22 protein-coding genes and 2 tRNA genes are annotated in these 24,258 nt (G+C 61.9%); 11 read left to right on the top strand and 13 right to left on the bottom strand.

Annotated elements, in window-relative coordinates; all coding sequences use genetic code 11:
* Positions 1 to 4 precede the first annotated feature (4 nt).
* The 5 genes from accD to ACZ5TB_RS04700 form a co-directional block, all read right to left on the bottom strand.
* Positions 5 to 856, bottom strand: coding sequence for an acetyl-CoA carboxylase, carboxyltransferase subunit beta (gene accD, locus ACZ5TB_RS04720; RefSeq protein ID WP_464792198.1), 852 nt, complete (start codon positions 854 to 856; stop codon positions 5 to 7).
* On the bottom strand, positions 853 to 1,680 hold the full coding sequence (gene trpA / locus ACZ5TB_RS04715; protein WP_464792197.1) for a tryptophan synthase subunit alpha: 828 nt from the start codon (positions 1,678 to 1,680) through the stop codon (positions 853 to 855). The genes accD and trpA overlap by 4 nt, the downstream gene beginning before the upstream one ends.
* Before the next feature lie 102 nt (positions 1,681 to 1,782).
* The gene (gene trpB / locus ACZ5TB_RS04710; RefSeq protein ID WP_464792196.1) at positions 1,783 to 3,012 is read right to left on the bottom strand and encodes a tryptophan synthase subunit beta; all 1,230 of its coding nucleotides are present in this window, start codon (positions 3,010 to 3,012) and stop codon (positions 1,783 to 1,785) included.
* Complete coding sequence (locus ACZ5TB_RS04705) at positions 3,009 to 3,653, bottom strand: phosphoribosylanthranilate isomerase (protein ID WP_464792195.1); 645 nt, start codon at positions 3,651 to 3,653, stop codon at positions 3,009 to 3,011. The genes trpB and ACZ5TB_RS04705 overlap by 4 nt, the downstream gene beginning before the upstream one ends.
* Before the next feature lie 125 nt (positions 3,654 to 3,778).
* On the bottom strand, positions 3,779 to 4,627 hold the full coding sequence (locus tag ACZ5TB_RS04700) for a lysophospholipid acyltransferase family protein (protein ID WP_464792487.1): 849 nt from the start codon (positions 4,625 to 4,627) through the stop codon (positions 3,779 to 3,781).
* Positions 4,628 to 4,680: 53 nt separating this feature from the next.
* Between ACZ5TB_RS04700 and ACZ5TB_RS04695 the strand changes: the two genes are divergently transcribed.
* Together ACZ5TB_RS04695 and ACZ5TB_RS04690 are read left to right on the top strand one after the other, a co-directional pair.
* The gene (locus ACZ5TB_RS04695; RefSeq protein WP_464792194.1) at positions 4,681 to 5,799 is read left to right on the top strand and encodes a glycosyltransferase; all 1,119 of its coding nucleotides are present in this window, start codon (positions 4,681 to 4,683) and stop codon (positions 5,797 to 5,799) included.
* Between the two features lie 169 nt (positions 5,800 to 5,968).
* The gene (locus tag ACZ5TB_RS04690) at positions 5,969 to 6,361 is read left to right on the top strand and encodes a hypothetical protein (RefSeq protein ID WP_464792193.1); all 393 of its coding nucleotides are present in this window, start codon (positions 5,969 to 5,971) and stop codon (positions 6,359 to 6,361) included.
* 209 nt (positions 6,362 to 6,570) lie between these two features.
* Here the strand turns inward: ACZ5TB_RS04690 and ACZ5TB_RS04685 are convergent, their stop codons facing one another.
* Both ACZ5TB_RS04685 and gyrA read right to left on the bottom strand, forming a co-directional pair.
* Positions 6,571 to 6,918, bottom strand: coding sequence for a DUF952 domain-containing protein (locus ACZ5TB_RS04685; RefSeq protein ID WP_464792192.1), 348 nt, complete (start codon positions 6,916 to 6,918; stop codon positions 6,571 to 6,573).
* Positions 6,915 to 9,647 (bottom strand): DNA gyrase subunit A, encoded by a 2,733-nt coding sequence (gyrA, locus tag ACZ5TB_RS04680; RefSeq protein WP_464792191.1) that lies wholly within the window; start codon positions 9,645 to 9,647, stop codon positions 6,915 to 6,917. The genes ACZ5TB_RS04685 and gyrA overlap by 4 nt, the downstream gene beginning before the upstream one ends.
* A gap of 224 nt (positions 9,648 to 9,871) precedes the next feature.
* On the opposite strand from gyrA, the gene ACZ5TB_RS04675 reads away from it, so the two are divergent.
* Both ACZ5TB_RS04675 and ACZ5TB_RS04670 read left to right on the top strand, forming a co-directional pair.
* Positions 9,872 to 11,152: a hypothetical protein gene (locus ACZ5TB_RS04675; RefSeq protein WP_464792190.1), complete on the top strand. Its 1,281-nt coding sequence runs from the start codon at positions 9,872 to 9,874 to the stop codon at positions 11,150 to 11,152.
* Between the two features lie 127 nt (positions 11,153 to 11,279).
* The gene (locus ACZ5TB_RS04670; protein ID WP_464792486.1) at positions 11,280 to 12,533 is read left to right on the top strand and encodes a tetratricopeptide repeat protein; all 1,254 of its coding nucleotides are present in this window, start codon (positions 11,280 to 11,282) and stop codon (positions 12,531 to 12,533) included.
* Positions 12,534 to 12,613: 80 nt separating this feature from the next.
* On the opposite strand, the gene ACZ5TB_RS04665 is transcribed toward ACZ5TB_RS04670, so the two are convergent.
* Positions 12,614 to 13,087 (bottom strand): Lrp/AsnC family transcriptional regulator, encoded by a 474-nt coding sequence (locus ACZ5TB_RS04665; protein WP_196226518.1) that lies wholly within the window; start codon positions 13,085 to 13,087, stop codon positions 12,614 to 12,616.
* A gap of 199 nt (positions 13,088 to 13,286) precedes the next feature.
* On the opposite strand from ACZ5TB_RS04665, the gene ACZ5TB_RS04660 reads away from it, so the two are divergent.
* The 6 genes from ACZ5TB_RS04660 (at position 13,287) to ACZ5TB_RS04635 (ending at position 18,546) form a co-directional block, all read left to right on the top strand.
* Positions 13,287 to 15,044 (top strand): sensor histidine kinase, encoded by a 1,758-nt coding sequence (locus ACZ5TB_RS04660; RefSeq protein WP_464792189.1) that lies wholly within the window; start codon positions 13,287 to 13,289, stop codon positions 15,042 to 15,044.
* A 48-nt stretch (positions 15,045 to 15,092) separates the two neighbouring features.
* A complete protein-coding gene (locus ACZ5TB_RS04655; protein ID WP_464792188.1) occupies positions 15,093 to 16,130 on the top strand; it encodes a polysaccharide deacetylase family protein in 1,038 nt (345 codons plus the stop codon).
* 25 nt (positions 16,131 to 16,155) lie between these two features.
* Positions 16,156 to 16,231, top strand: a tRNA-Ile gene (locus ACZ5TB_RS04650).
* Between the two features lie 222 nt (positions 16,232 to 16,453).
* Positions 16,454 to 16,530, top strand: a tRNA-Pro gene (locus ACZ5TB_RS04645).
* Positions 16,531 to 17,057: 527 nt separating this feature from the next.
* Positions 17,058 to 17,818 (top strand): IS5 family transposase gene (locus ACZ5TB_RS04640; RefSeq protein WP_464778755.1). Its coding sequence is split into 2 segments (ribosomal slippage): positions 17,058 to 17,394 and positions 17,394 to 17,818, totalling 762 coding nucleotides; the frame shifts between segments, so codons are not numbered across the junction.
* Positions 17,818 to 18,546, top strand: coding sequence for a DUF6236 family protein (locus tag ACZ5TB_RS04635; protein ID WP_464792187.1), 729 nt, complete (start codon positions 17,818 to 17,820; stop codon positions 18,544 to 18,546). Before ACZ5TB_RS04640 ends, ACZ5TB_RS04635 begins: the two co-directional genes overlap by 1 nt.
* Positions 18,547 to 18,665: 119 nt before the next feature.
* On the opposite strand, the gene ACZ5TB_RS04630 is transcribed toward ACZ5TB_RS04635, so the two are convergent.
* Complete coding sequence (locus ACZ5TB_RS04630) at positions 18,666 to 18,869, bottom strand: hypothetical protein (RefSeq protein ID WP_464779573.1); 204 nt, start codon at positions 18,867 to 18,869, stop codon at positions 18,666 to 18,668.
* 155 nt (positions 18,870 to 19,024) lie between these two features.
* A complete protein-coding gene (locus ACZ5TB_RS04625; protein ID WP_464792186.1) occupies positions 19,025 to 20,398 on the bottom strand; it encodes a M28 family peptidase in 1,374 nt (457 codons plus the stop codon).
* Between the two features lie 102 nt (positions 20,399 to 20,500).
* Here ACZ5TB_RS04625 and ettA point away from each other — a divergent pair, with 102 nt between their 5' ends.
* Entirely contained in the window at positions 20,501 to 22,186 is a 1,686-nt protein-coding gene (gene ettA, locus ACZ5TB_RS04620) for an energy-dependent translational throttle protein EttA (protein ID WP_464788801.1), read from the top strand.
* Between the two features lie 337 nt (positions 22,187 to 22,523).
* Here the strand turns inward: ettA and ACZ5TB_RS04615 are convergent, their stop codons facing one another.
* The 3 genes from ACZ5TB_RS04615 to ACZ5TB_RS04605 are packed head-to-tail and all read right to left on the bottom strand — an operon-like array spanning position 22,524 to position 24,225.
* Positions 22,524 to 22,802: an acylphosphatase gene (locus ACZ5TB_RS04615; protein WP_464792185.1), complete on the bottom strand. Its 279-nt coding sequence runs from the start codon at positions 22,800 to 22,802 to the stop codon at positions 22,524 to 22,526.
* Positions 22,803 to 22,804: 2 nt separating this feature from the next.
* The gene (locus tag ACZ5TB_RS04610; RefSeq protein WP_464792184.1) at positions 22,805 to 23,572 is read right to left on the bottom strand and encodes an NYN domain-containing protein; all 768 of its coding nucleotides are present in this window, start codon (positions 23,570 to 23,572) and stop codon (positions 22,805 to 22,807) included.
* A complete protein-coding gene (locus tag ACZ5TB_RS04605) occupies positions 23,572 to 24,225 on the bottom strand; it encodes a carbonic anhydrase (protein ID WP_196226104.1) in 654 nt (217 codons plus the stop codon). Before ACZ5TB_RS04605 ends, ACZ5TB_RS04610 begins: the two co-directional genes overlap by 1 nt.
* Positions 24,226 to 24,258 lie beyond the last annotated feature (33 nt).

The raw sequence follows: 24,258 nt of genomic DNA, 5'->3' as shown, positions 1-24,258 counted from the left end.
CGCGTCAGGCAGCGGCGCGAGGGGCTAGATAGCCGATCACTCGGGCCAGCGTGTCGCGTAATTCGCTGCGATGCACGACCATGTCGAGCATGCCATGTTCCAACAGATATTCGGCGCGCTGGAAACCATCGGGCAGCTTTTCGCGGATCGTGCTTTCGATGACGCGCTGGCCCGCGAAGCCGATCAGCGCATTGGGCTCGGCGATCTGGACGTCGCCCAGCATGGCGTAACTCGCCGTTACGCCGCCCGTCGTGGGGTCCGTCAGGACGACGATATAGGGCAGGCCTGCGGCGTGCAACTTCTGGATGGCGACCGTCGACCGCGGCATCTGCATCAGGGACAAAATCCCTTCCTGCATGCGCGCGCCGCCCGCTGCGGTGAAGATGACATAGGGGCATTTGTGGCCAATCGCCTCATTAATGCCTTGGATGAAGGCCGCGCCTACGCCCATGCCCATCGACCCGCCCATATAGGCGAAATTCTGCACGCCCATGACCAGCGGCACATCGTCAATTGCGCCGCGCGCATTGATCAGCGCATCCTGGTCCCCGGTCTGCGCGCGGGCAGCCTTGATCCGGTCGGGATAGCGTTTGGAATCGCGGAACTTCAGCGGGTCTTCCTGCACCGGCGGGGTGGGGAGCAGGATGAAGCCAGCATCGAGGATCTGCTCGAACCGTTCAGACGGGCCGATGCGGCCGTGATGGTCGCAGCGCGGGCAGACGGAAAGATTATCCTCCCACTCCTTGATGAAGATCATCTCGGTGCAGGACGGGCATTTGTGCCACAGCGTCTCGGCGGTGGTTTCCTTCTTTGCGAGGAAGGGAACGGCCTTGCGGACGCGGTTGATCCAGCTCATGCGGCGGTCTCCCGGAAATGGGGGCTGTTGGCTTTGAGAGCGCCGCTCAATGTGGCGACGAACTCCTGAACGAAGGGCGCGGCGGCATCACCATGCGAGCCGACGATGTCGACAATGGCTGACCCGACGACGACGCCGTCAGCAACGCGGCCGATGGCGGCTGCCTGTTCGGCGGAGCGGACGCCAAAGCCGACCGCGATGGGGAGGTCGGTTGCGGCTTTCAGCTTCTCGACGGCCTGCTCGACGGCTGTTTGGGCCGCTTGCTGCTTGCCGGTCACGCCTGCGACGGCGACATGGTAGAGGAAGCCGCTGGCGCCGTTGAGCACGGCGGGAAGGCGAGCCGCGTCGGTAGTCGGCGTGGCAAGGCGGATAAGGTGAACGCCCGCCGCGCGCAGGGCCGGGCCGATTTCGGCGTCCTCTTCAGGCGGGACATCGACGCAGATCACGCCATCCACGCCTGCTTCGCGGCACTGCTGCGCAAACCATTCAGAGCCGCGGATCAGCATGGGATTGGCATAGCCCATGAGGATCAGCGGTATATGCGGGTGGCGGGTGCGGAAGGTGGTGGCGAGGTGGAAAATGTCCTTCGTCTTCGTGCCTGACCCGAGGCTGCGCAGATTGGCGAGTTCGATCGCGGGACCGTCCGCCATCGGATCGGTGAAGGGCATGCCGAGTTCGATGATATCCGCGCCGCCCGCAACGAGGGCGTCGAGGATCGCCGGGGTGGCGGCAACGGTCGGGTCGCCTGCGGTCACGAAGGTGATGAGGGCGGCGCGGCCTGCTTCCTTGCAGGTGGCGAAGCGAGTGGCGAGGCGGTCAGTCATGGTTGAATCCGGCGCAATGTGCTCCTGAGCAGGCAGGAGCCCAGTTCGGGCGTAGGGTCTGGGCTCCTGCCTGCGCAGGAGCACGGCGTGCCAAGGGAGAACTCACATTTCCACTCCCAGCGCGTCGGCGACGGTGAAGATGTCCTTGTCGCCCCGGCCCGAGAGGTTGACGATGATGATCTGGTCCGCGTCCATCGTTGGCGCGACCTTTTCCGCGCTGGCGATGGCGTGGGCGGATTCCAGTGCCGGGATGATGCCTTCGAGAGCGGCTAGCTTCTGGAAGCTGGCCAGCGCTTCGTCATCGGTGATCGGCATGTACTGGACCCGGCCGATTTCGTGCAGCCAGCTATGTTCAGGGCCGATGCCCGGATAGTCGAGACCTGCCGAAATGCTGTGCGCTTCGGTGATCTGGCCGTCTTCGTCCTGAAGCAGATAGGTGCGGTTGCCGTGCAGGATGCCGGACGCACCGCCTGCGAGGGACGCGGCATGTCTGCCGGTGAGGCCTTCGCCTGCTGCCTCCACGCCGATCATCTTGACCTCAACATCATCGAGGAAGGGATGGAAGAGGCCGATCGCGTTCGAGCCGCCGCCGACCGGAGCAATCAGCATGTCTGGCAGGCGGCCTTCGATTTCGAGAATCTGCTCGCGCGCTTCGCGGCCGATGACCGACTGGAAGTCGCGGACCAGTTCCGGATAGGGGTGTGGGCCTGCTGCCGTGCCGATGATGTAAAAGGTATCGTGGACGTTCGAAACCCAATGACGCAGGGCATCGTTCATCGCGTCCTTGAGCGTCTGCGAGCCGGAAACGACGGGGATGACTTCGGCGCCCAATAGCTTCATGCGGAAGACGTTGGGCTTCTGCCGCTCGACGTCCTTTGCGCCCATGAAAATCTTGCATTCCATGCCGAACAGGGCGGCTACGGTGGCGGTGGCGACGCCGTGCTGGCCAGCGCCGGTTTCGGCGATGACCTTCTTCTTGCCCATGCGGCGGGCGAGCAGCGCCTGGCCGATGCAATTGTTGATCTTGTGCGCGCCGGTGTGGTTCAGTTCCTCGCGCTTCAGGTAGATTTTGGCACCCTTGCCTTCGGGGGCGTCGGCGCGGAGCGCTTCGGTTAGACGGCTGGCATAGTAAAGCGGGTTGGGACGGCCGACATAGTTGCGCAGCAGTTCCTCAAACTCTTCCTCGAAAGCGGGGTCCTGCCTCGCTTCCTTGTAGACCTTCTCCAGCTCCAGGATGAGCGGCATCAGCGTTTCCGCGACATAGCGGCCGCCGAAGGAACCGAAATGGCCGGAGGCATCCGGTTGCGAGCGGAGGGAGTTGTTGATGGTCATGATTGCTGTGCCGCTTTGCAGAAGGCCATGATCTTGTCCACACTCTTGATGCCCGGCGCGCTTTCCACGCCGGAAGAAACGTCGATCATCGGGGCGCCGGTGATGCGGATCGCTTCGGCGACATTGTCGATGCCGAGGCCTCCGGAAAGACCCCAGGGCATGGATATGGGGACGCCGCGCAACAGGGTCCAGTCGAAGCGTAGGCCCATGCCGCCCGGGAGCGCCGCGCCGTCCGGTGTCTTCGCGTCGAAGAGGAGGAGGTCGGCCGCGCCGGTATAGGCTTTTGCGGCGTCGATGTCGGCGCGGGTTTTTACGGAAATGGCTTTCCAGACGGGGAGGTTGAAGCGCTTAGCGATGGCGGCGGTGCGCTCCGGGCTTTCCTTGCCGTGGAATTGCAGGGCGGTGAGGGCGTTTGTTGCGGAGAGTTCGGCGAGGGTTTCGTCGGTGGGGTCGACTAGGACGGCGACGCGCTCGATATGGGCGGGGACTGTTGCGGCGAGGGCGCGTAGTTGATCGGCTTCGACGTGGCGTGGGCTTTTGGGGAAGTGGACGAAGCCGAGGTGGGTCGCGCCCGCGCGGATAGCTGCGCCGACCGTGTCGGGTGTGGAAAGGCCGCAGATCTTGATGGCGAGTCGGGACATTTGGGGGCTTTAGCGTGTGTTGGCGTATCGTAGAACCGTTCGTTTTGCGCTCCGCGCTCCTGCGAAGGCGGGAGCCTGGTCGAAAGGGCGGGACTGGGTTCCTGCCTTTGCAGGAACACGGTGCTTCAGGCCGAGGCCAAATCCATGTCATGCAGGGCGAGCCATTGGTCCGCATGATCGACGCAGGCTTTGCCGAGGAAGGCGTCGACCTGATCCAGCAGATCGGCTTCGTCCATGACCAGCGGATCAAGTGGCGGGTGCCAATCGAGACGGAAATGAGCGCCCTTGGTCCTTGCCAAGGTGAAAGGCAGGAAGCGGGCGTTGCTGCGCCGGGCAAGGCGTAGCGCGATGGAAAGATTTCCCGACGGTTCCACATTTCTGCCGAAGCGCGGGAACCAGACCTGTCGATCCCTCCGTTCGTCCACCAAGATGTAGAGCATCGCCCTGTCCTTTTCCGCAAGGTGCCGCAGGATCGATCGGGCGGCGCCGCTGCCGGTGATGGCTTCGCCCATATAGCTTTCCCGTGCCCGCTTCAGCATCTTGGCCTGAGCGGGGTCCGAAGGAGGGTCGTAGACGCCGAGGCCGGGACGATCGGTTGACGCTTTCAAATGAGCGGCGAGCAAATCCCAGTTGCCGATATGGGTGGTCAGAAAGATCATGGGGCGGGCCGAGGCCAGCGCTTCCCGATAGGCTGGTTCGTTCATGATGCTAACATGGCGGTTGTTCACGAGCCGGTCGATATTGGCGAGTTCGGCCATCGTGCGACCGAGATTGAACCAGCGGCGGGTAAGCATTTCTTCGCGGGCGGTTTCGTCCAGGTCCGGGCGCAGGATGGCGAGGTTGGCGCGGGCGCGCTGGTCTCGCAGTTTCATGTTCCTGCGTGCGACGTTCGCCGACAGCCAGCCGCCCAGCCATGACGCGATGGATGCGGGGAGGATGCGGAGGAGGGTGAAGAGAAAGGGGTTGGAGAGCATCGCGCCTGCCGTCATACAGCAGCGGTCGGGGTGGTAAAGGGCTTGGATTTCTTATGGGTTGGGCCTTTTGGCTGTGGGTGGTGTTGCAGGGGCTCTCGCTGCTGGGGGTGCTGAATTACTGGCGGCATCTTCCGGTCGATCGTCAGGAGGAGGCGCCCGGGGGCGTGGTCGTGCTGCTTTCGGTGCGGGATGATTGGGATGGCGGCCCGGAATTGATTGCGCGGTTGAAGGCGCAGACGGCTCGGTTTCGGTTGGTGATTGCTTCGAGCGGCGGGTGCGCGGCGGCGCAGGCTTTGGCGGCGCGGGAGGGGGATTGGGTGCAGCTTGTCCGCGCGGGCGTCGCGGTGGATGAGGGGCAGAAGGTTCATAAGTTGCGGGCGGCTTTGCGGGCTTTGCGGCCGGAGGATCGCTATCTGGTGTTCGTGGACGCGGATATTGAGCCGCCGGTGCGGTTGGTGGGGCGGTTGCTCTTTCCTCTGGTGCGGGGGAAGGCGGATATTGTGACTGGCTATCGGTTACTGTTGCCTGAGCGAAGTGCGGTGGCCGCGCTGGTGGGGGCTGTGGAGATGCAGTTGGCGACTTTGCCTCGGGCTGCTGGCGCGACCATGCCGTGGGGCGGGGCGATGGCCTTGAGCCGGGAGGTGGCGGAGCGGCTCGATCTGGATGCGGCGCTGGCGGGGCGGTTGTCGGATGATATGGCGATCGGGCTGGCCGGGTGGCGGGCGAAGCTGCGGTTGCGGCCGGTGCGGGATTTGTTGGTGGCTTCGCCGATGGAGGCGCGGGGTGCGATTGCTTTTGGGGTGCGGCAGTATTGGCATATTGTGACGAACAGCGTGGGGATGTGGGCGGTCGCGACGCTGGTGGTTGGGGTGCAGGCTTTGGGCTGGGTTTGGGCGCTTGGCTGGGGTGATTGGAGTGCTGTAGCGGTGGGTTATGCGACGGCGGCTGGGCGAGAGCTGGTACGGCGGCGGATTTTGGCGGGCGTGCTGGAGATGGGGCAGGTGCGGGCGGCTCGACGATCGCTGTGGTGGGATGTGCTGGCGCCGTTTTTGGTGTGCTGGGTGCATTTGGGGATGCAGTTGGCGGCGGCTTGGTCGCGGCGGATCAGGTGGGGCGGGTTTGATTATTGGGTGAATAAGGGGATGGTTGTGCGGATGGAGAGGAGCAACTGACCGCTATCATAGGGGGTCATTGGGTGGGTGAGTCCATATCCTAGAAGCTACCGTTTGTTGGCAACTACCGACGAAGCGAACGGTGCATTGCTTTGTCGATCAGAAGCGGCAATGCTGATCCTCGCGGCACGAAGTCAGCCGCGACAATCGAAGAATTTGGACCATACGCATGAGTGCTGTTCTCACTTCCGCAATGCTGCTTCAATGCTTCTTTAACCGCCCTGCGGACGGCTCCGTGGCGCCTGGTGATATACCCGTTGTGAAGGTGCCATTGGGGGCCGAGATGACCAAGAGCTTGAATGCCAAACAGCCGCCCATCAGTCATAACAGCTTTATTGGCGAGAACGGACCTGCGCGCGAATGGGTTTTCGGTAATGCAAGCGATGCAAAAGCGGCAAGTGTTCAATTGTTAAGGATATCTCTGGCCGATGCGCTGCTTTCGCCATCGCCCTACAATGCGCGGTTCGGCACGGCCATCCGCACCGACAATGGTGACTACCGATTTGAAACCAAGATGGTCGGGTACTGCAAATTGCTGCCTTCCGCAGCCCCAGCGCAGTAAATTGCATTCCTCATAACAATGCGACGACTGTGAATCTACCAGTCCGCTACCCACTCCACTTCGTCACTCCCGCAAAGGCGGGAATCTCTCTCCCACAAGCAGGGTCTAGGTGACATGTCTGGTGATGGCTTCCCGCCTTCGCGGGAATGACGGGAGGAGAGGAGGTGCGCTTCGCTGAGTGGTTTCGACTTCGCTCGAAACGAACGGGGTTAGAAGCCCGCAGGGAACAGATGCTTACCCTGCTCATCCAACCGTAGCACCACCTTCCCCGCGACCGCGCTTAGGGGCAGGTCGGCGTACAGATGCGGGAAGAGGGCGCCGCCGCGTGACTCTTCCCATTTCAGCGCTTCGCGGAAGGGGGCGAGGTCCACCATGATCATCACCAGATTGTCCTGGCCCGCGAAGTGTTTGGCGGCGGTTTCGGCGGCCTGCTGCCGGGTGGACATGTGGATGTAGCCGTCGGCGAGATCGACTGGCGCGCCTTTGAACACGCCGTCGGTCTTTAGCTGGTCATACTGATCCTTGGTCAGGATCTTGTAGGCGAAGAGGTCGGTCACTCTTCGGTGAGGTCCGGGTCAGATTCAGGGCTGACTTCCGGGGAGGTTTCGAGGCCTGCGGGGGTGCTGACTTCGGTTTCCTCGTCGCTTTCCTCGATCTTCGCGGCGCTGACGACATGTTCGTCATCCGATACGTTGAAGAGGCGCACGCCTGCCGAGTTGCGGCCGATGACGCGCAGGGTGTCGAGGCCCATGCGGATCAGCTTTGCCTGATCGGTGACGAGCATCAGATGATCGCCGTGGCGCGCGGGGAAGCTGGCGACAACCGGGCCGTTACGCGCGATATTGTCGATGTTGGTGATGCCCTGACCGCTGCGGCCGGTGCGGCGATAGTCGTAGGCCGACGACAGCTTGCCATAGCCGTTGGAGCAGACGGTGAGGATGAACTGCTCCTTCGCCTGTAGCTCGGCGAAGCGCTCCTCGGGCATCTGCGGGGAGCCTTCCTTCTCAGGCTTCCACGGGGCGAAACGGAGATAGTCTTCGCGCTCTTCCTGCGTGGTTCCGGCGCGGTGGAGGATGGAGAGGGAGATGACTTCATCATCCCCCTTCAGCGTCATGCCGCGCACGCCCGTTGAAGTGCGGCTCTGGAATTCGCGCACGTCGGTCGCCTTGAAGCGGATTGCCTTGCCCTGACGGGTGGCGAGCAGGACGTCATCTTCTTCGCTGAGCAGCGCCACGCCGATCAGGCAATCCTCGCTGCCTTCATCGAAGCGCATGGCGATCTTGCCATTACTCGGCACGTTCGCGAAGGCGTCCATGCTGTTGCGGCGCACCGTGCCGTTCGCGGTCGCGAACATGACGTGCAGGTCCTTCCAGCTGTCCTCATCCTCGGGCAGCGGCAAGACGGTCTGGATCGTTTCGCCGGGGCCGAGCGGCAGCAGGTTCACCATCGGGCGGCCGCGTGTCGCCGGGCCGCCTTCGGGGAGGCGCCAGACTTTGAGGCGATAGACCTTGCCCGCCGTCGAGAAGAAGAGAACCGGCGTGTGCGTGGAGGTCACGAACAGTTCGGTGATCGCATCCTCATCCTTGGTCGCCATGCCGGAGCGGCCCTTGCCCCCGCGCGCCTGGGCGCGGAAGCTTTCGAGCGGGGTGCGCTTGATATAGCCTTGGACGGTGACGGTGACGACCATCTCCTCGCGCTCGATCAGATCCTCATCCTCGATGCCGTCGGCGGCAGCGGTGATTTCCGAGATGCGCGGGGTGGCGAAGTCGCGTTCGATCGTCTCGAACTCTTCGCGCATGACGGCGTAGAGCTTCTGACGGTCGCCGAGGATGGCGAGATATTCGGCGATGGCTGCGGCCAGTTCGGCCAGTTCATTGCCGATTTCGTCGCGGCCGAGCGCGGTCAGGCGATGGAGGCGCAGGTCGAGGATGGCGCGGACCTGAATGTCCGACAGGCGATATGTTTCGCCGCCTGCTTCGGTTTCAATCGCTTCGACCAGCTTGAGGTATGGCGCGATTTCCGCCACCGGCCAGTCGCGGGCCAGCAGGGTTTCGCGTGCCTCGGCGGGACTGGCCGATCCACGGATGATGCGGACGACTTCGTCGAGGTTGGTGACCGCGATGACCAGGCCCAGCAAGATATGCGCGCGATCGCGAGCCTTGTTGAGTTCGTACTTGGTGCGGCGGGTGATGACCTCTTCGCGGAAGCGGACGAACGCCTCGATAATGTCGCGGATGTTGAGCAATTCCGGGCGGCCGCCGCGAATGGCGAGCATGTTGGCCGGGAAGCTCGACTGGGCGGGGGTGTTGCGCCAGAGCTGGTTCAGCACGACTTCGGGTGTGGCGTCGCGCTTCAGGTCCATGACGATGCGAACGCCCAGACGGTTCGATTCGTCGCGAATATCGCTGATGCCCTCGATCCGCTTGTCCTTGGCGGCTTCGGCGATCTTTTCAACGAGGCCGTTCTTGCCGACCTGATAGGGGATGGCGGTCAGCACGATGGAGCGGCGGTCGCCGCGACCTTCCTCGATCACATGGCGCGAGCGCATCATGATGGAACCACGGCCGGTATGATAGGCGTTGCGGGCGCCGGATTGACCAAGGATCAGTGGAGCGGTCGGGAAGTCAGGAGCGGGGACGATCTGGATCAGTTCATCGATCGTGATCGCCGGATTATCGATATAGGCAAGGCAGGCGCGGATGACTTCGCCCAGATTATGCGGCGGAATGTTGGTCGCCATGCCGACCGCGATGCCGCCCGCGCCGTTGACGAGCAGGTTCGGGAAGCGGGCGGGCAGCACCTGCGGCTCGCTCTCCGAAGCGTCATAGTTCGGCTGGAAATCGACGGTGTCCTTGTCGAGATCCTCCAGCAGGGCGGTCGTGACCTTGGCAAGGCGCGCTTCGGTGTAACGCATGGCCGCTGGCGGATCGGGGTCCATGGAACCGAAGTTCCCCTGACCATCGATCAGCGGCACGCGCATGGACCAGTCCTGCGTCATGCGCGCCAAGGCGTCATAGATCGCGCTGTCGCCGTGCGGGTGATATTTACCGATCACGTCACCGACGATGCGCGCCGACTTGCGATAGGGCTTGTTATGCTGAAAGCCCGATTCATGGGCCGAGAAGAGAATGCGGCGGTGCACCGGCTTCAACCCGTCGCGCACGTCGGGCAGGGCGCGGGCGACGATGACCGACATGGCATAGTCGAGATAGCTGGCCTTCATCTCATCGACGATGGAGATGGGGCTGATGTCCGAAGGGTCGGCGAGGGCAGTCTCGTCGGTCAATGCGATTCTCTTTTTGGATGGAACTGTTTCGTTGCTCATGCACTAGCGGAGCGAAACAAATCTGTCACCCCTCGCGCGCACGCGCGCTCGCGTCAGATCAAGCTGTAAGAAAGGGCTGACAGGCGGAAAACTGCTGCATATACGATGTTCAAACGTCATTCACGCGCCGCCCCCTAAACGGCGCTTAATCAAGCGGCGCCTTTCCCCAAGGCGCAGAGGAGAAGATGATCATGCGTTTTGTATCCCCCGTGGCGCTTGCCTTGGCTCTTGCGGTCACCAGCGGCGCTGTTTGCGCGCCCGCGATGGCGGCGAAGAAGGAGGACAAGAAGGGCGGAGCGCCCAAGCTCAATGTCTCGCCCGACGTGATCAAGGCTTTGCAGACGGCGCAGGCAGCGGCGCAGAAGAATGACTTTGCCGCAGCCAAGGCGGCGCTGGCCGATGCAGACAGCAAGGCCAAATCGAACGATGACAAATATCAGATTGGCGCCGTCAAGCTGAATGCCTCCATCGCCGCCAAGGACAGCGCGATGCAGAGCGAGGCGCTGACGCAGATGCTGGACAGCGGCCTTACCCCGGCGGATCAGGTCGGGCAATTCAACGCGGTTGCCGCCGATCAGGCGATGCAGGCGAAGAATTATGATCTGGCGATCCAGCGGGCGCAGGCGGCGGCTCAGGCGGGCTACAAGCCTGAAGCGGTCAACGCCACATTGGCGCAAGCCTATTTCGGGAAGGCAGGGACGGCCAATCCTTCCGCTGAACCCGCTCGCGGCCTCAACCAGAAGGGCCTTGCTTCTCTGAAGGCCGCAGCCGACGCCACCAAGGCGGCGGGCGGTCAGGTGCCAGCCCAATGGTATCAGATCGGCGTGAGCCGGGCGGCGGCCGCGCGCCTGCCCGAAGTGACCGAATGGGCGACATTGGCTTATCAGGCGGCACCCAACGGCGAGAATCTTCGCACGCTCATCCGCCTGTTCCAGCAATCCAACCCCAATATCACGACGCGCGAGAATCTGGACGTTCTCCGCTTGATGGCGGCATCGGGCGGCCTGGTGGTGGCAGGCGACTTCCTTGAATATGGTGAAATGGCGTCAAAGACCGGCATCTATGGCGAGGTAAAGTCGGCGATCGATCAGGGCCGCGCCAAGGGAGTGCTGAAGGGTACGGCAGGTGCGGACCTGTACCAGACCACAACGCCGAAGATTGCGGGCGACAAGGCTTCCCTGGCTTCGGCGGAAGCTGATGCCCGCAAGGCTGCCACTGGCAAGATCGCGGCGGCCACTGCGGACGCCTACCTCGGCTATGGCGATTATGCCAAGGCGGCTGCGATGTTCGACCTCGCGAAGCAGAAGGGCGGCGTCGACGCGGACGAAATCAATACGCGCATGGGCATCGCCAAGGCATTGGGTGGCGATGTCGCTTCGGCCAAGGCGGCGTTCCAGTCGGTTCAGGCCGGGACGCGCAAGAAGATCGCCGATCTCTGGCTGGCCTATCTCGCCACCAAGGCCTGATTTGAAACAGGGTGCGCTGATCGGGTGATGGGCGCACCTTCTTTCCTATCATCGACATAACAGGGACCTGCGCCAGATGGCGCACGACAAAAAGGGGACGGCCGACATGATCGCGCTGCGACAATCCATGCTGAAATCAGGCCTTCTTGCGATCACCGCCGTTGCGGCTTTTTCAATACCGGCGGCGGCGAAAAAGGCTTCGGCCAGCGGGCCGGTCATCGTCATGAGCGAAGGGTTTCGTGCAGCGGCTCAAGCAGCCGACAGCGCGATCAAGGCAGGGGACGTCAATACGGCTCAGGCGCAGATCAGCGGCTTGACGCCGACGAGCGATTATGAGGCCTATGCAGCGGCAGGGCTGCGGTTCGAGCTGGCGGTGCTCAAGCAGAATTTCCAAGCGCAGCGGGTTGCGTTGACGGACATGTTCAAAACCAGTTCCGTGCCCAAGAAGGATGCTCCGCGATTACGCTATGTCGCTGGCTACCTGTCTTATGTGGTTGGCAATTATGACGATGCCTTCGCGCAGCTCGATTATGCCAAGACGCTGGGTTATGACGGGATCGACGCGACGATGCTGCGCGCCGACATCTACCTTCGGAAGAACAAAGCCAAGGAAGCGCGCCCCTTCGTGCAGGATGCGCTGGCCCGGCAGCGGGCGTCAGGGCAAGCCGTTCCGGCAGCCTGGTATGACCGGGCGATTTCGCTTGCCTATGCGGCAGGAGATTGGGCGGAGGTTGGTTCGCTCTATCGCCAGCGGCTGGCCCATTATGGTTCGGCGCCGGAATGGCGATCGGCGCTTGCCAACTATCTGACGGCGCCGGGCACAGACGCGCAGCCGCAGTTGGACCTGTATCGGTTGCAGGCGGCGAACGGCGCGATGGCGAGTGAACGGGACTATCAGGCTTATGCACAGCTTGCCGAAAAGGCGGGCAATTATGCGGAGGCAAAGGCGATCATCGAAGCGGGGCGTTCGGCGGGCAAGCTGACGACGACGCAGGCCGCGACCGCCAGCCTGATGAAGAGCGTTGCGCCAAAGGCCGCGAAGCAAATCGCGGCGCTGCCCGCTGCGGCGAAGAAGGCCGCAGGCGCGAAGGATGGATCGGCAGCGTTGGCCGTGGCCGACAGCTATTTTTCGCTCAGCCAGTTCCCGCAGGCTGTCGAGATGTACCGGCTGGCCCTGTCCAAGGGCGGGGTTGATCAGGGGAAGGCCAATGCGCGCCTTGGCATCGCGTTGGCGCGTTCCGGCGATCTGGCGGGGGCCAAGACGGCGCTTGCTCAGGTTACGGGTAATTGGGCCAATGTCGCTGGATTCTGGAGCGTTTGGGTCGATCAGCAGAGCCGCAAGACGGCGTTTCAGCCAATGGCGGTTCCGCCTGTAAGCTAAGTGATTGACCCAAGGGCCAGCACGCGGCGCAGAAGCGTTGCTGGCCTAGTGGCGGCGAGCGATCGCCGCCATTTTGCTGGTCACAGCGGCAGGGGGACACCCGGCAGGTTCTTTGCCATGCGGATGGTGAGCGAGGTCTTGACGCTCACCACGTTGGGCGCGGGCGTCAGTTTCGACGTGAGAAACTGCTGGAAGCTTTGGAGGTCCTTGGCCACGACCTTCAGGATGAAGTCGATCTCACCATTGAGCATGTAGCATTCGCGCACTTCCGGCAGGGTTGCGACATGATCTTCAAAGGCTTTCAGGTCAGCTTCCGCCTGGCTCTTCAGGCTGACCATCGCGAAGACGGTGATGGTGTAGCCCAGCATGGCCGGGTTGACGACGGCGTGATAGGAATTGATGGCGCCGCTTTCCTCAAGCGCGCGGACGCGGCGCAGGCAGGGCGGGGCGGTCAATCCGACCTTTCGAGCCAGTTCCACATTGGTCATCCGGCCGTCCTGCTGCAGCTCGCCCAGGATGTGCATGTCGATGTCATCGATATTTGGGCCAGCCATCCGCTTGCTTATTTCCTTTCTCATTCCTTCCCAACATCATAATAATATTTCAGGGCAATGCAATTGTCCCACTATGCGACGATCCGAAATCGCCACGTCCGCCCCCTTTCCCTAACCGGCGGGAAGGCTTATTCCTGCGGCATGATTTCCTTCCACGATGAAGTTCTGCGCATCGCCGGAAGTCCTCAAGGGGAATAGAGTGCGCTTCAACGATCTGATGCAGACGGTTCTGGCCGCAGAGAATAGAAGCGGCCTGGGCGCGGTGACGCTGTGGCGTCAGTGCGTCGACCTGCTCGCGCAGAATGATCGCGCGGATCGCGGCACTTTGCCGGATGAGGAACGTGCCGCGCTGCTCGATCGGCTCGCGGCGCTGCAATCCCAATTGTCGGAAACGCAGCGGATCGCCACGGTGGTCGAACTGGGCGGCCGCCTTCGTTCGCCAGCGCTGGTGGAGTTTTTTGCCAATGATCGTCCGGCGATCGCGGCGGCGGCGATGTCGCGCGCGCGGTTGCCGGATGACGCGTGGATCGCCCTGTTGCCGCGCCTTACCCCGACCGCGCGCGGTGTGTTGCGCGGGCGGCGCGATCTGGGTGCCGGGACGCAGCAGGCGCTGGAAGCATTTGGCGCGGCCGACCTTGTACTGACGAGCGATCTGGCGGTGGAGCCGGGCGAACAAGCGGAGGACATGCTGCTGACGCCCGCGATGATGGCGCCTGCCGAGCAGTTGCCTCCGTCAGCGGACGTGGAGGAAGCGCCGATCGAGGAGCCTGCCGACGGTGCGGCGGATGATGTCCCGGTGGGCGATGACCAGATCCGGAATCTTGTGGACCGGATCGAACGCTTCACCAGTGCGCGGCGGGTGCCAGATGTGGTCGTTCCGCGGGCTGATACCGGACAGGCGGAGGTCGTCAACGCCTTCGCGTTCGAGACCGACGCCACGGGCATGATCATCTGGGTCGATCAGGGGCCGCGCGCGGCGCTGATCGGGCTGTCGCTGGGTGAGGTCGCCGTTACGGGCGCGAGTGGGCCGGATGGAAGCGTCGCGGGAGCCTTCATGCGGCGCAGCGGGTTTCAGAATGGGCGCTATACCGTTGTCGGTGGCGCGATGGCGGGCGAATGGCGCCTGTCCGCGACGCCATTTTTTGACCCACGATCAGGCCGTTTTCAGGGCTATCGCGGTCAGGCGCGCCGCCCTTATCTGCATGAAGTCGCCGCCCCGCCACAGGCCGAGCCTGTGTCTGTCGCGGGGCTTTCGGCGGACTCGTTGCGCCAGTTGGTGCATGAGCTGCGCACGCCGTTGAACGCCATCCTGGGCTTTGCCGACATTATCGAACAGGAGCTGTTCGGGCCGAGTGGGCCGGAATATCGCGAGATGGCGGGAAAGATCGCGCTGGACGCCCGGCATTTGCTGGCGGCGTTCGATGACCTTGACCTGGCCGCCCGCGTATCGCGAGGCGAAGGGGCGGAGGCGCCGAGCGCCGTCGATCCGGCGCTGTTGATCGCACAGGTTTCCGCCCGGTTCCGCGAGCAGGGCGAAGGCAATGGTGCGCAGATCGACATCAATCTGGCGCGGGCGCTGCCGATGGTGCGGATCGACCCGGTGCAGGGTGAACGCATGGTGCAGCATCTGATGCGGACGGTCGTTTCCGTTGCGGCGCCGGGCGAAGCGCTGAGCGGGGCGTGCTGGTTCCAGCCGGATGGCGGGCATGGCTGCGTCATGCTGGCGGTCGACAGGCCCGCGAGCCTGGACGGAATGGAGGATGAGCGGCTGCTTGATCCGGGCTATACGGCCGATGGCGACTGGGCCGACGGGCCGCTGTTGGGCCTTGGCTTTTCACTGCGGCTGATCCGCAGCCTGGCTGCAGGATGCGGCGGCGCGTTGCAGATCGAAGCTGACCGATTCCTGCTTTCGATGCCCGCCATCACATCGGCAGAGGACGCGGCAGGGAGCCTCTGATCCTCGCGCGAAACTCTATCGCAACCATTGAGGGGTAGGGGAAAGGGCATGAACGCTTTGCCCCATGACGGCAGTTTGCTGCGCGCTCCGATGCCGGACGACATGATCACGCTATCCCCCGATTTCGGGACGCGGTTCATGCTGTTCGTCGATACCGAGGAGGAGTTTGACTGGAACGCGCCATTCAGCCGTGACGGTCATGCCGTGACCGCGCTGGCCGGGATGGCGCGCGGCCAAGCCTATTTTCAGGCGGCCGGAGTGAAGCCGGTCTACGTGACCGATTATCCGGTGATCGATAGCGATGCTGCTGCGGGCATGATGGCGCAATGGGTCGCGGACGCCGCCGCCGATGTGGGCGCTCATCTGCATCCCTGGGTCAACCCGCCGCATGTGGAGGAGGTGACGGAGGCGAACAGCTATGCCGGTTTCCTTCCCGAGGCGTTGGAACGGGCCAAGCTGGAAACGCTGTGTCAGCGCATTGCCGAGCGTTTCGGACAACGCCCGGTCGCCTATCGCGCGGGGCGCTATGGTGTGGGTCATAATAGCGCGCGATTGTTGGAGCAGGCTGGATTTCGTCTGGATAGCTCGGTGCGAAGCCGGTTTGACTATAGCGGCCAGCATGGACCCGATTTTCGCGGCCTGCCGATCAATCCCTATTGGGCCGGGCCGGAACGATCGCTTGTGGAACTGCCGCTTTCGACGGCCTTCACCGGGCTGCTGCGGCATGGTGGCGAGCGGCTTTATGAGAATTTGTGGAATGTCAGCCCCCTGGCATCGGGATTGGCGAGAACGGGCATGTTCAGCCGCATTCCCTTGACGCCGGAGGGCGTGCCGGTGCGCGACGCGACAAGGGCGATCGACGCCTTGATCGAAGAAGGCGCGGCGGTGCTGAACTTCAGTTTTCATTCGCCGACGCTGGAGCCGGGCCACACGCCCTATGTCCGCGATGCGGCAGATCAGGCGGCCTTTTACAGGTGGTGGGACACGGTTCTGGATCACCTTGCGCGGCGGAATGTCCGTGCCGCGTCGCTGGATCAATTATTGGCAGCAGTGCCGGTGCCGACACAGGCTTGCCAAGCGGCGTGATGCTGCTTATCCGGTCGGGCAGGTGGGGCCTGTAGCTCAACGGTTAGAGCTGGCCGCTCATAACGGCTAGGTTGCGGGTTCGAGTCCTGCCGGGCCCACCAATATCTCGTTTCCCGCTATGCTGGTCCGAATGGGGCCGGAACATCGGCGCTCACTCATCCATTTTCCGCCTTGGGAGAGATGGATGGAGGCGAATGATCATGGGCAAGGGTATATTGCTGTGGCTGATCGGCATTCCGATTCCGGTGATTATCATATTGTGGCTACTGTTCCGGTGATGCCGATTGACGGGACGCGTTCTTCGCCGCTAAGGCGCCTTACGTCGGGGAGTAGCGCAGCCTGGTAGCGCATCTGCTTTGGGAGCAGAGGGTCGCAGGTTCGAATCCTGTCTCCCCGACCACTTTCCGGAAAATCTATTAGTATCATTCTTGCCCTCTTGGGGACGAGCTTTGTGGTGCATATCTGTCTTCCATCGGTGGACTGCGGTGCTGTGGATGATTTCGAAGTTTGGCTATGGAATGCCCCAGTCAGCCGCTCTAGATTGAGCTATCGCGCGGTGAAGGGGGCTATTTTGTGAAACGTTGGCCTAGCGGCAGACCGATTGGCTGGAGTGCAAACTCGACATTCGGCATGCCGTCTCGGGGCACTTCATCCGCCGAGAGACCCCAAAAGACGTTGGAAATTGGACCGCCCCAGCTACCGCCCCCGCTTAAAGGCAGCGAGCGAGGCGCGATTATCTTCCCCGAAATGACGTTGAGGCCGGAAGGGAAAGGAACCCGGATTTCAGGGGGTGCGTTCGATCCCGATGCCATACGCGCCGCGCTTCTGCTTTTTGAGCGGTTGGACCACCCTAGGTCGTAAACTCATAAAATGGCTTGAGGATTGGCCATTTGCATGATTCAAGAGCCTCCAGATTTGGAGGGTTTGATGGCACGGCGGCGGTATGAACTGACAGATCGGGAATGGGCGATTATCGAGCCCTTGCTTCCCAACAAGTCGCGCGGCGTGGCCCGGGTGGATGACCGTCGAGTTATCAACGGGATCATGTGGCGCTTTCGCTCGGGAGCGACGTGGGCCGAAGTGCCCGAGCGCTATGGGCCTTCGACAACCTGCTACAATCGGTTCGTCCGCTGGCGCAAAGCCGGGGTGTGGGACCGGCTGCTGGCAGCGGTTTCTGCCGGATATAATGGCGAACTGGTGATGATCGATTCCACCTGCATGCGCGTCCACCAGAATGGTGCGACGGGCAAAAAGGGGGAGGCTGCGATCGTGGCATGGGACGTTCCCGGGGCGGCCTTACCAGCAAACTCCATGCTCTTGTCGATGCTGACGGACGCCCTGTCAGCCTGAGACTGACAGGCGGGCAGGTCCACGACGCCTGTGAAGCCGAGGCGCTGATCGAGGCCATCCCCGAAGGCGCAACCCTGCTGGGCGACAAGGGATATGACAGCAATGCCATCCGTGAGGCCGCTGCCGCCAGGAACGTTTGGGCCAACATTCCCAATCGATCCAACCGCACGCAACGCTTCGCTTTCTCGCCATGGCTCTACAAACAGCGAAACCTCGTCGAGCGCTTCTTCAATCGCATCAAACAGTACCGCGGCATCGCGACCCGCTACGACAAAGACCCGGCCAACTTCCTCGCCGCCATCAAGCTCATCTGCGTTCGCCTCTGGTGCAACGCGTAATGAGTCTACGCGCTAGTAATTCGATGCTCCAAATAGGTCCCGAAATCCCCGAAGGGCTGGAAGGTTGGGATGGCATCCAACGAACGCGCTTGCCTATGTCCGGTATGCTTACGCCTGACCTCTATGCTCATGTTCTGCAACGCTCATTCGAAGCGCTGGACCAGCGCGAGTCGGGCCGCTGGACGCTGACGCGAAGCGCCCAAAGCATCGGCTTCCCAAAAGAAATGATGCGTCCAGATACAGCCTTTTTGATTAGATTGGTCGATGCCTTACCCATTCCTGACAGAAGTGTTCCTTATGATGAGGTCTTGCTGTTCAGGCAGAGGCGCGCTTCGGAGTTGCAGAGCCTTCGCCATCACCTCGAAGGCTTAGCGCTATCCATCGCAGAAAACGGCGCGGGTGGTCTTGGCGAAACCATTGCTTTCGAGAAATTCCAACGATCCTTGGCCGATCATGCGCAGGTCGCTAGAGAGACCAACTTCCTGAAACGGCTCATTAATCTAGAGGTGAAGTTCAGCTGGAGTGACCTATTTTCAGCACAGACCATGGCGTTGCTTGGTAGTGAAGGAGTGGCGGCTGCGAACGGCGCGCCGCTTTATGCTGTCGCAATACCCGCTCTCGTGGGATTACAACCCGCAGTAAGCGTAGAGCCCACGATAGGCTTGAGGCGGACAGCCAAGCATCCGACTCCATTCGAATATTTATTTCAGGCTGGGCGCGAGCTTTAAAATGATCTGGAGTGATGGAGACTGGTCCGTAGCGTCCCAAGTTTCGTCGTCACGTACACAAAGAAAAAGGGCGGACCGTTAGACGGCCCGCCCTCTTGAAAATCTTGCTGACGCGAAGATTATTCGGCGTTTGCAGCGTTCGAAGCAGCGTTCGCAGCGTTGTCAGCGGCATTCGCAGCGTTGTCGGCTGCGTTAGCAGCGTTCTCGACAACGTTTTCGACGACAGCGTTCGAAGCGTTCGCGGTCTCGTTGGCCGGCTTCTCACCGCAAGCGGCGAGGGCCATCAGGCCGGCCGAAGCGAAAACAACAGCGATCTTCTTCATTGTGTACGGCTCCCATAGCATATTGCCGCGTCGGCATATTTGTAACACGCCCGACGCGAGCGACCCGCATTAACGTGTGCGCTGCACAAATCAATGCTTTTCTGCGTCGGTGAAGCGACGGAATCACGCGACGGAGTGTTGTCTACTACAAAAGTTCACTTAACCGCCAGTGATTCTGCCGCATCAGCGATTGCAAAAAGCGTAACCGCCCAGGCGCTGACATTGTGTTGCAGTTGAGCGCGATCGACCTTGTCTAACGTGTCGTCGGCGGTGTGGTGAATGTCGAAATAGCGCGTGCCGTCCTGCTGCAAATCAATGACGGGGACGCCTGCCTTGACCAGCGGTTCAATGTCCGATCCGCCGCCTGCCGCCACACGACTGGGCGCGATCCCCAGCGGAGAGAGCATGCTGGCAATTCGATCCGAAAGTGCTTCATGTCCTGCGGGCAGTTTGAAATCGACGCGCCAGACCCGGTCGGCGCCGAAGTCGGACTCCATGACGACGGCGTGCCGTTCTCCGCCATGTGCCGCGAAATAAGCGCGGCCGCCGTCGCCGCCCACTTCCTCTGCTCCCGCCATCAATATGCGGATGGTTCGACGGAGCGGGCCAGCCTTTGCGGCATGAAGCGCAGCGGCGGTGATGATCCCGCACCCAGAGGCGTCGTCTATCGCTCCGGTGCCCTGATCCCAGCTGTCGATATGACAGGCGGCAAGGATGATCCCGGCCGTCGGATCCGTGCCCGGCAGTTCGGCAATGACATTGCCCGATGGCTGGCCCTTCAGCATTTTGGATGTGAGGGTGAGGCGCAGGCGAACCGGCTGCCCTCTGGAGAGGATGCGCGTCAGTTGGTCGGCGTCCACGGTGCTAAGCGCGGCTGCGGGGATCGGCTTCACGCCATCGGCCCACATCTGGACGCCGCTGTGGGGGAGGCGGTGGCTGTCCGTGCCGATCGACCGTATCACTATGGCCGACGCACCCTTTTTCGATGCAATGCTTGGCCCCTGACGACGTGTGGCGCCGAAATGGCTGTAGGAACTGCCATCCTGCGTCGCCGCCATGGCGTGGCTGACGAAGGCAATCTTGCCTTTCAGACTGCCTTCGGGTGCTGATTGCAGGTCTGAAAGGGTGGGAAAATATATGACTTCGCCTTCGATGCCATTGGCAGAAGTGGACGCGCTATTTCCCAGCGCCGCCAGCGCGAGATTTTGCGGGAAGGGGGACAGGATGCGCGCCTCGTCATGGCCCCGGACCCAGACTGGCATTTTATAGGGTTCGGATCGCACATTGGAAAAGCCGAGCGTCTTGAGCTTCACCACCGCCCACTCGCGGGCGCGCGCTTCCTGAGGCGTTCCGGCGGGGCGGGGGCCGACTTCCGTCGTCAGCCCTTCGGTGAAGTCCCAGGCAATGCTGTCCTGCAACGCCGCCTCTCGAATCGCTGTCGTGTCGGCAGGCGCGGCGGCGAGGGGCAGGGGGGAGGCGATGCTGCCGAGAAGGAGCGCGGCGATGGTGCCCGATCGGATTTTCTGCATGGGTGAAGGCTTAGCCAGCCATCCCGCATTTGCCAATGGCGCCGGGCTTCGCTAACTCCGGCGCGATTTTACCTCATTCGTCCTTTGGAGCGTCTTCAAGCCATGTCCGCCTCCTCGCAATACGCCTTCGTCATGAAGAACATGACCAAGACCTTCCCCGGCGCGCCAAAGCCGGTGCTGAACGGTATCAACCTGCAATTTTATCGCGGTGCCAAGATCGGCATCGTCGGTCCCAACGGCGTAGGTAAATCGACGCTGATCAAGATCATGGCGGGCATCGACACCGATTACAGCGGTGAGGCATGGCCGGGCGAGAACATCACCGTGGGTTATCTGGCGCAGGAGCCGCAGCTCGACCCCGCCAAGAATGTGCTTGAGAATGTGAAGGACGGCGCGCGGGAAGTCGCGGACAAGCTGGACCGGTTCAACGAGATCAGCATGATCATGGCCGATCCGCCGGAAGACGCCGACTTCGACGCGCTGATGGCCGAGATGGGCGAGTTGCAGGAGCAGATCGACGCGGTCGATGGCTGGACGCTCGACAATCAGCTTGAGATTGCGATGGAGGCACTGCGCTGCCCGCCGTCGGACTGGTCGGTGGAAAGCCTGTCGGGCGGTGAAAAGCGTCGTATCGCACTGACCCGCTTGCTAATCCAGAAGCCGGACATCCTGCTGCTCGACGAACCGACCAACCATCTTGACGCCGAGAGCGTGGAGTGGCTGGAAAACCACCTGAAGGAATATGCAGGTGCGGTGTTGATGATCACCCACGACCGCTACTTCCTCGACAATGTGGTGGGTTGGATCCTGGAACTCGATCGCGGGAAATATTTCCCGTACGAGGGCAATTATTCGACCTATCTCGAAAAGAAGTCGAAGCGTCTGGAGCAGGAATCCCGCGAGGAATCGGGCCGCCAGAAGGCGATCAAGGACGAGCTGGAGTGGATCCGGCAGGGACCGAAGGGGCGCCAGACCAAGTCCAAGGCGCGTATCGCCAAGTTCGAACAGCTGGTCGCGAGCCAGGAAAGCCGCACGCCCGGCAAGGCGCAAATTGTTATTCAGGTGCCCGAGCGCCTGGGTGGCAAGGTCATCGAGGCGAAGAACATCTCGAAAGCCTATGGCGACAAGCTGCTGTTCGAGGACCTGTCCTTCACTCTGCCGCCGGGCGGCATCGTTGGCGTGATCGGGCCAAACGGCGCGGGTAAGTCCACGCTGTTCCGCATCCTCACGGGTCAGGAGACGCCGGATTCGGGTGAGGTCGACATCGGTTCGACAGTACGCCTGGGCTATGTCGACCAAAGCCGTGACCATTTGGACCCGTCAAAGAACGTCTGGGAAGAAGTGTCGGACGGCCTCGATTATGTGAAGGTCAATGGCCACGACATGTCGACGCGGGCCTATGTTGGTGCCTTCAACTTCAAGGGACAGGACCAGCAAAAGAATGTCGGCAAGCTGTCTGGCGGTGAGCGCAATCGCGTGCACATGGCCAAGATGCTGAAAAAGGGCGGCAACGTGCTGCTACTCGACGAACCGACCAACGACCTTGACGTTGAAACGCTGGCGGCTCTGGAAGAGGCGATCGAAAACTTCGCGGGCTGCGCCGTGGTTATCAGCCACGATCGCTTCTTCCTCGATCGCCTTGCCACGCACATTCTTGCTTTCGAAGGCAACAGCCATGTTGAGTGGTTCGAGGGCAACTTCGAAATGTATGAAGAGGACAAGCGGCGGAGGCTGGGTGATGCCGCTGACCGTCCGACAAGTCTGGCTTACAAGAAACTCACGCGCTGATGGAGGTTGTGCGGCGCGTCGGGTGAGGATGATTGCAATTATAGCAACGATATCTTCGCCCTTCGCACTTGCACAATGAAGGTGCGAACCACATATCGGAGAGGCCTTTCAGGCATCCTCTCCTAAAACTTTCAGGCCGGCCCGCGTGGGTCGGCCATTTTTTTGGTCGAGGCGCGAGTGAATGGCTCCGTGAATTTATTTGGGCCACTCAATCGGTTCACATGGAAAGCGAGGCCAGCTCACCTGAGTTGCAAACAGCCAAAGGGGCGCGCTTTAAAAGGAAGTAGAGCCCTTCGACAAGCTCAGGGCGAACGGTTTGAGAGGGTAGATCGGCTCTCTAGCAGGTCGGCTTCTTCTCGAAAGACGTCAAACCTTCGACAGGTATGTCGGCTTTATCGACGCGGGACACCTGCGCCGCTGGAGGACCTTCAGCCGCTAAAGCCGTGAACCGTTTCACAGTCTCACTCGCGCCCTCGACTATCGCTTCGACGCTGCCGTCAAGGCGATTGCGGACCCATCCGGCCAAGCCCAACTCGGCGGCCGTCTGTTTTGCCCAATTGCGATAGAATACGCCCTGCACGCGGCCCAGGATCATGAGGTGCCGGGCGACGACCATCGTCAGTGAACCCGTTTGATCCAGGTCTGGCCGTTTTCCCGCGTTTCCGTGATGAAATTGGGGATCGCCTGCACCAGATCCGACAGGCGCTTGAAACCGTAATTGCGCACATCGAAGCTGGAGCGATTGCCGACGCGTTGCCCGACTGGTCCCAGCGCGGCAAAGCCTTTCTCATCGCGCTTGGCCGCATCATAGGCTTCAATCAGGAGACGGATGACTTCATCATCCACCTTCTTGTAGTCATTCCTGACTGGCGCGGCGGCTTTGGGCGATACGTCGAGCGGCATCGGCTCCGGCATCGCTTCGGACGCCGATTCCGCCAGAGATCGGGCGAGCGCGGCTACGTCGATGAAGCGGGTGCAGGCCCGACGGAAGCCTTCGGGAGTCTTGTCCGAACCGAAGCCATAGACGTCGATCCCTTCCTGACGGATGCGCGTCACCAACGGCGTGAAATCGCTGTCGCTGGACATGAGGCCAAAGCCCGTGACCCGGCCCCCCGCCATCAGGTCCATGGCGTCGATCGTCATCTTCATGTCGGTGGCATTCTTCCCCTTGGTGAGGTCGAATTGCTGCTGCGTTTCGATGGCCTGCGTCACGGCCTGCCGCGCCCAGCCCTTGAGCGAGGGCTTGCTCCAATTGCCATAGGCGCGGCGGATGTTGACGGTTCCAAGCTCGGCCAAAACAGTCAATACCGGGTCGAAATGGTCGGCGGAGGCGTTGTCAGCGTCGATCAACAGGGCGACATTGCCGCTGGGGATCGCCGAGGGCATCAGGCCGATTCCAGCGCCGCCGGATGGAATTCTCCGGTCGCTTCATCCAGCAGATGAAGCTGCCCGTCTGCAATCGCGAAGAATGCGCCGACCAACTTCAATTCGCCATTGCGTTCCTTGGTGCGGACGCAGGGGAAGGTACGCAGATTGGCAAGGCTGACCTTGACCCCTTCCTGCTCCATGGCGCGATGCGCGTCGCGGCCGTGATCATCGCCAAAGCGTTCGACGACCTTTTCCCGCGCGCCATCAAGCATGTCTATCCAGTTATGAATGAAGCCGCCTTCTCCGGGAGGGGCATCCTTCAGCTCCTGGCTAAGCGCTGCCTTGCAGCCGCCGCACTTACCATGGCCCATGACGACGATCTCGCCGACCTTGAGCACCTGAACGGCAAACTCCAGCGCCGCCGAAACGCCGTGATGGCCCGGATTGGTTTCAAAGGGAGGCACGAGCGCCGCCACATTGCGGACCACGAATATTTCGCCGGGGCTGGTGTCGAAGATCTGCGCGGGATCGACTCGGCTGTCGGAGCAGGCGATGACCATGACGCGCGGGCTCTGCCCTTCGCTCAATTCATCCCATCGGCCACGCTGTTGAGTCCAGCCGGTGTTGCGGAAGCGGCGATAGCCTTCGAGCATGTCGGAAAAGTCGGTCATGCCCAAATCTCTGCCCAACAATCTGGGGGCTGG

It is taken from the genome of Sphingobium sp. TomTYG74 (assembly GCF_055393875.1).
The sequence above is the reverse complement of the archived record's forward strand: the minus strand, read 5'-3'. Positions and strand labels throughout refer to the sequence as shown.

Excerpts from the sequence above, each read along its gene's own strand:
- accD (WP_464792198.1), bottom strand. The coding sequence starts at position 856 with ATGAGCTGGATCAACCGCGTCCGCAAGGCCGTTCCCTTCCTCGCAAAG.
- trpA (WP_464792197.1), bottom strand. The coding sequence starts at position 1,680 with ATGACTGACCGCCTCGCCACTCGCTTCGCCACCTGCAAGGAAGCAGGC.
- trpB (WP_464792196.1), bottom strand. The coding sequence starts at position 3,012 with ATGACCATCAACAACTCCCTCCGCTCGCAACCGGATGCCTCCGGCCAT.
- ACZ5TB_RS04705 (WP_464792195.1), bottom strand. The coding sequence starts at position 3,653 with ATGTCCCGACTCGCCATCAAGATCTGCGGCCTTTCCACACCCGACACG.
- ACZ5TB_RS04700 (WP_464792487.1), bottom strand. The coding sequence starts at position 4,627 with ATGCTCTCCAACCCCTTTCTCTTCACCCTCCTCCGCATCCTCCCCGCA.
- ACZ5TB_RS04695 (WP_464792194.1), top strand. The coding sequence starts at position 4,681 with ATGGGTTGGGCCTTTTGGCTGTGGGTGGTGTTGCAGGGGCTCTCGCTG.
- ACZ5TB_RS04690 (WP_464792193.1), top strand. The coding sequence starts at position 5,969 with ATGAGTGCTGTTCTCACTTCCGCAATGCTGCTTCAATGCTTCTTTAAC.
- ACZ5TB_RS04675 (WP_464792190.1), top strand. The coding sequence starts at position 9,872 with ATGATCATGCGTTTTGTATCCCCCGTGGCGCTTGCCTTGGCTCTTGCG.
- ACZ5TB_RS04670 (WP_464792486.1), top strand. The coding sequence starts at position 11,280 with ATGCTGAAATCAGGCCTTCTTGCGATCACCGCCGTTGCGGCTTTTTCA.
- ACZ5TB_RS04665 (WP_196226518.1), bottom strand. The coding sequence starts at position 13,087 with ATGGCTGGCCCAAATATCGATGACATCGACATGCACATCCTGGGCGAG.
- ACZ5TB_RS04655 (WP_464792188.1), top strand. The coding sequence starts at position 15,093 with ATGAACGCTTTGCCCCATGACGGCAGTTTGCTGCGCGCTCCGATGCCG.
- ACZ5TB_RS04635 (WP_464792187.1), top strand. The coding sequence starts at position 17,818 with ATGAGTCTACGCGCTAGTAATTCGATGCTCCAAATAGGTCCCGAAATC.
- ACZ5TB_RS04630 (WP_464779573.1), bottom strand. The coding sequence starts at position 18,869 with ATGAAGAAGATCGCTGTTGTTTTCGCTTCGGCCGGCCTGATGGCCCTC.
- ACZ5TB_RS04625 (WP_464792186.1), bottom strand. The coding sequence starts at position 20,398 with ATGCAGAAAATCCGATCGGGCACCATCGCCGCGCTCCTTCTCGGCAGC.
- ettA (WP_464788801.1), top strand. The coding sequence starts at position 20,501 with ATGTCCGCCTCCTCGCAATACGCCTTCGTCATGAAGAACATGACCAAG.
- ACZ5TB_RS04615 (WP_464792185.1), bottom strand. The coding sequence starts at position 22,802 with ATGGTCGTCGCCCGGCACCTCATGATCCTGGGCCGCGTGCAGGGCGTA.
- ACZ5TB_RS04610 (WP_464792184.1), bottom strand. The coding sequence starts at position 23,572 with ATGCCCTCGGCGATCCCCAGCGGCAATGTCGCCCTGTTGATCGACGCT.
- ACZ5TB_RS04605 (WP_196226104.1), bottom strand. The coding sequence starts at position 24,225 with ATGACCGACTTTTCCGACATGCTCGAAGGCTATCGCCGCTTCCGCAAC.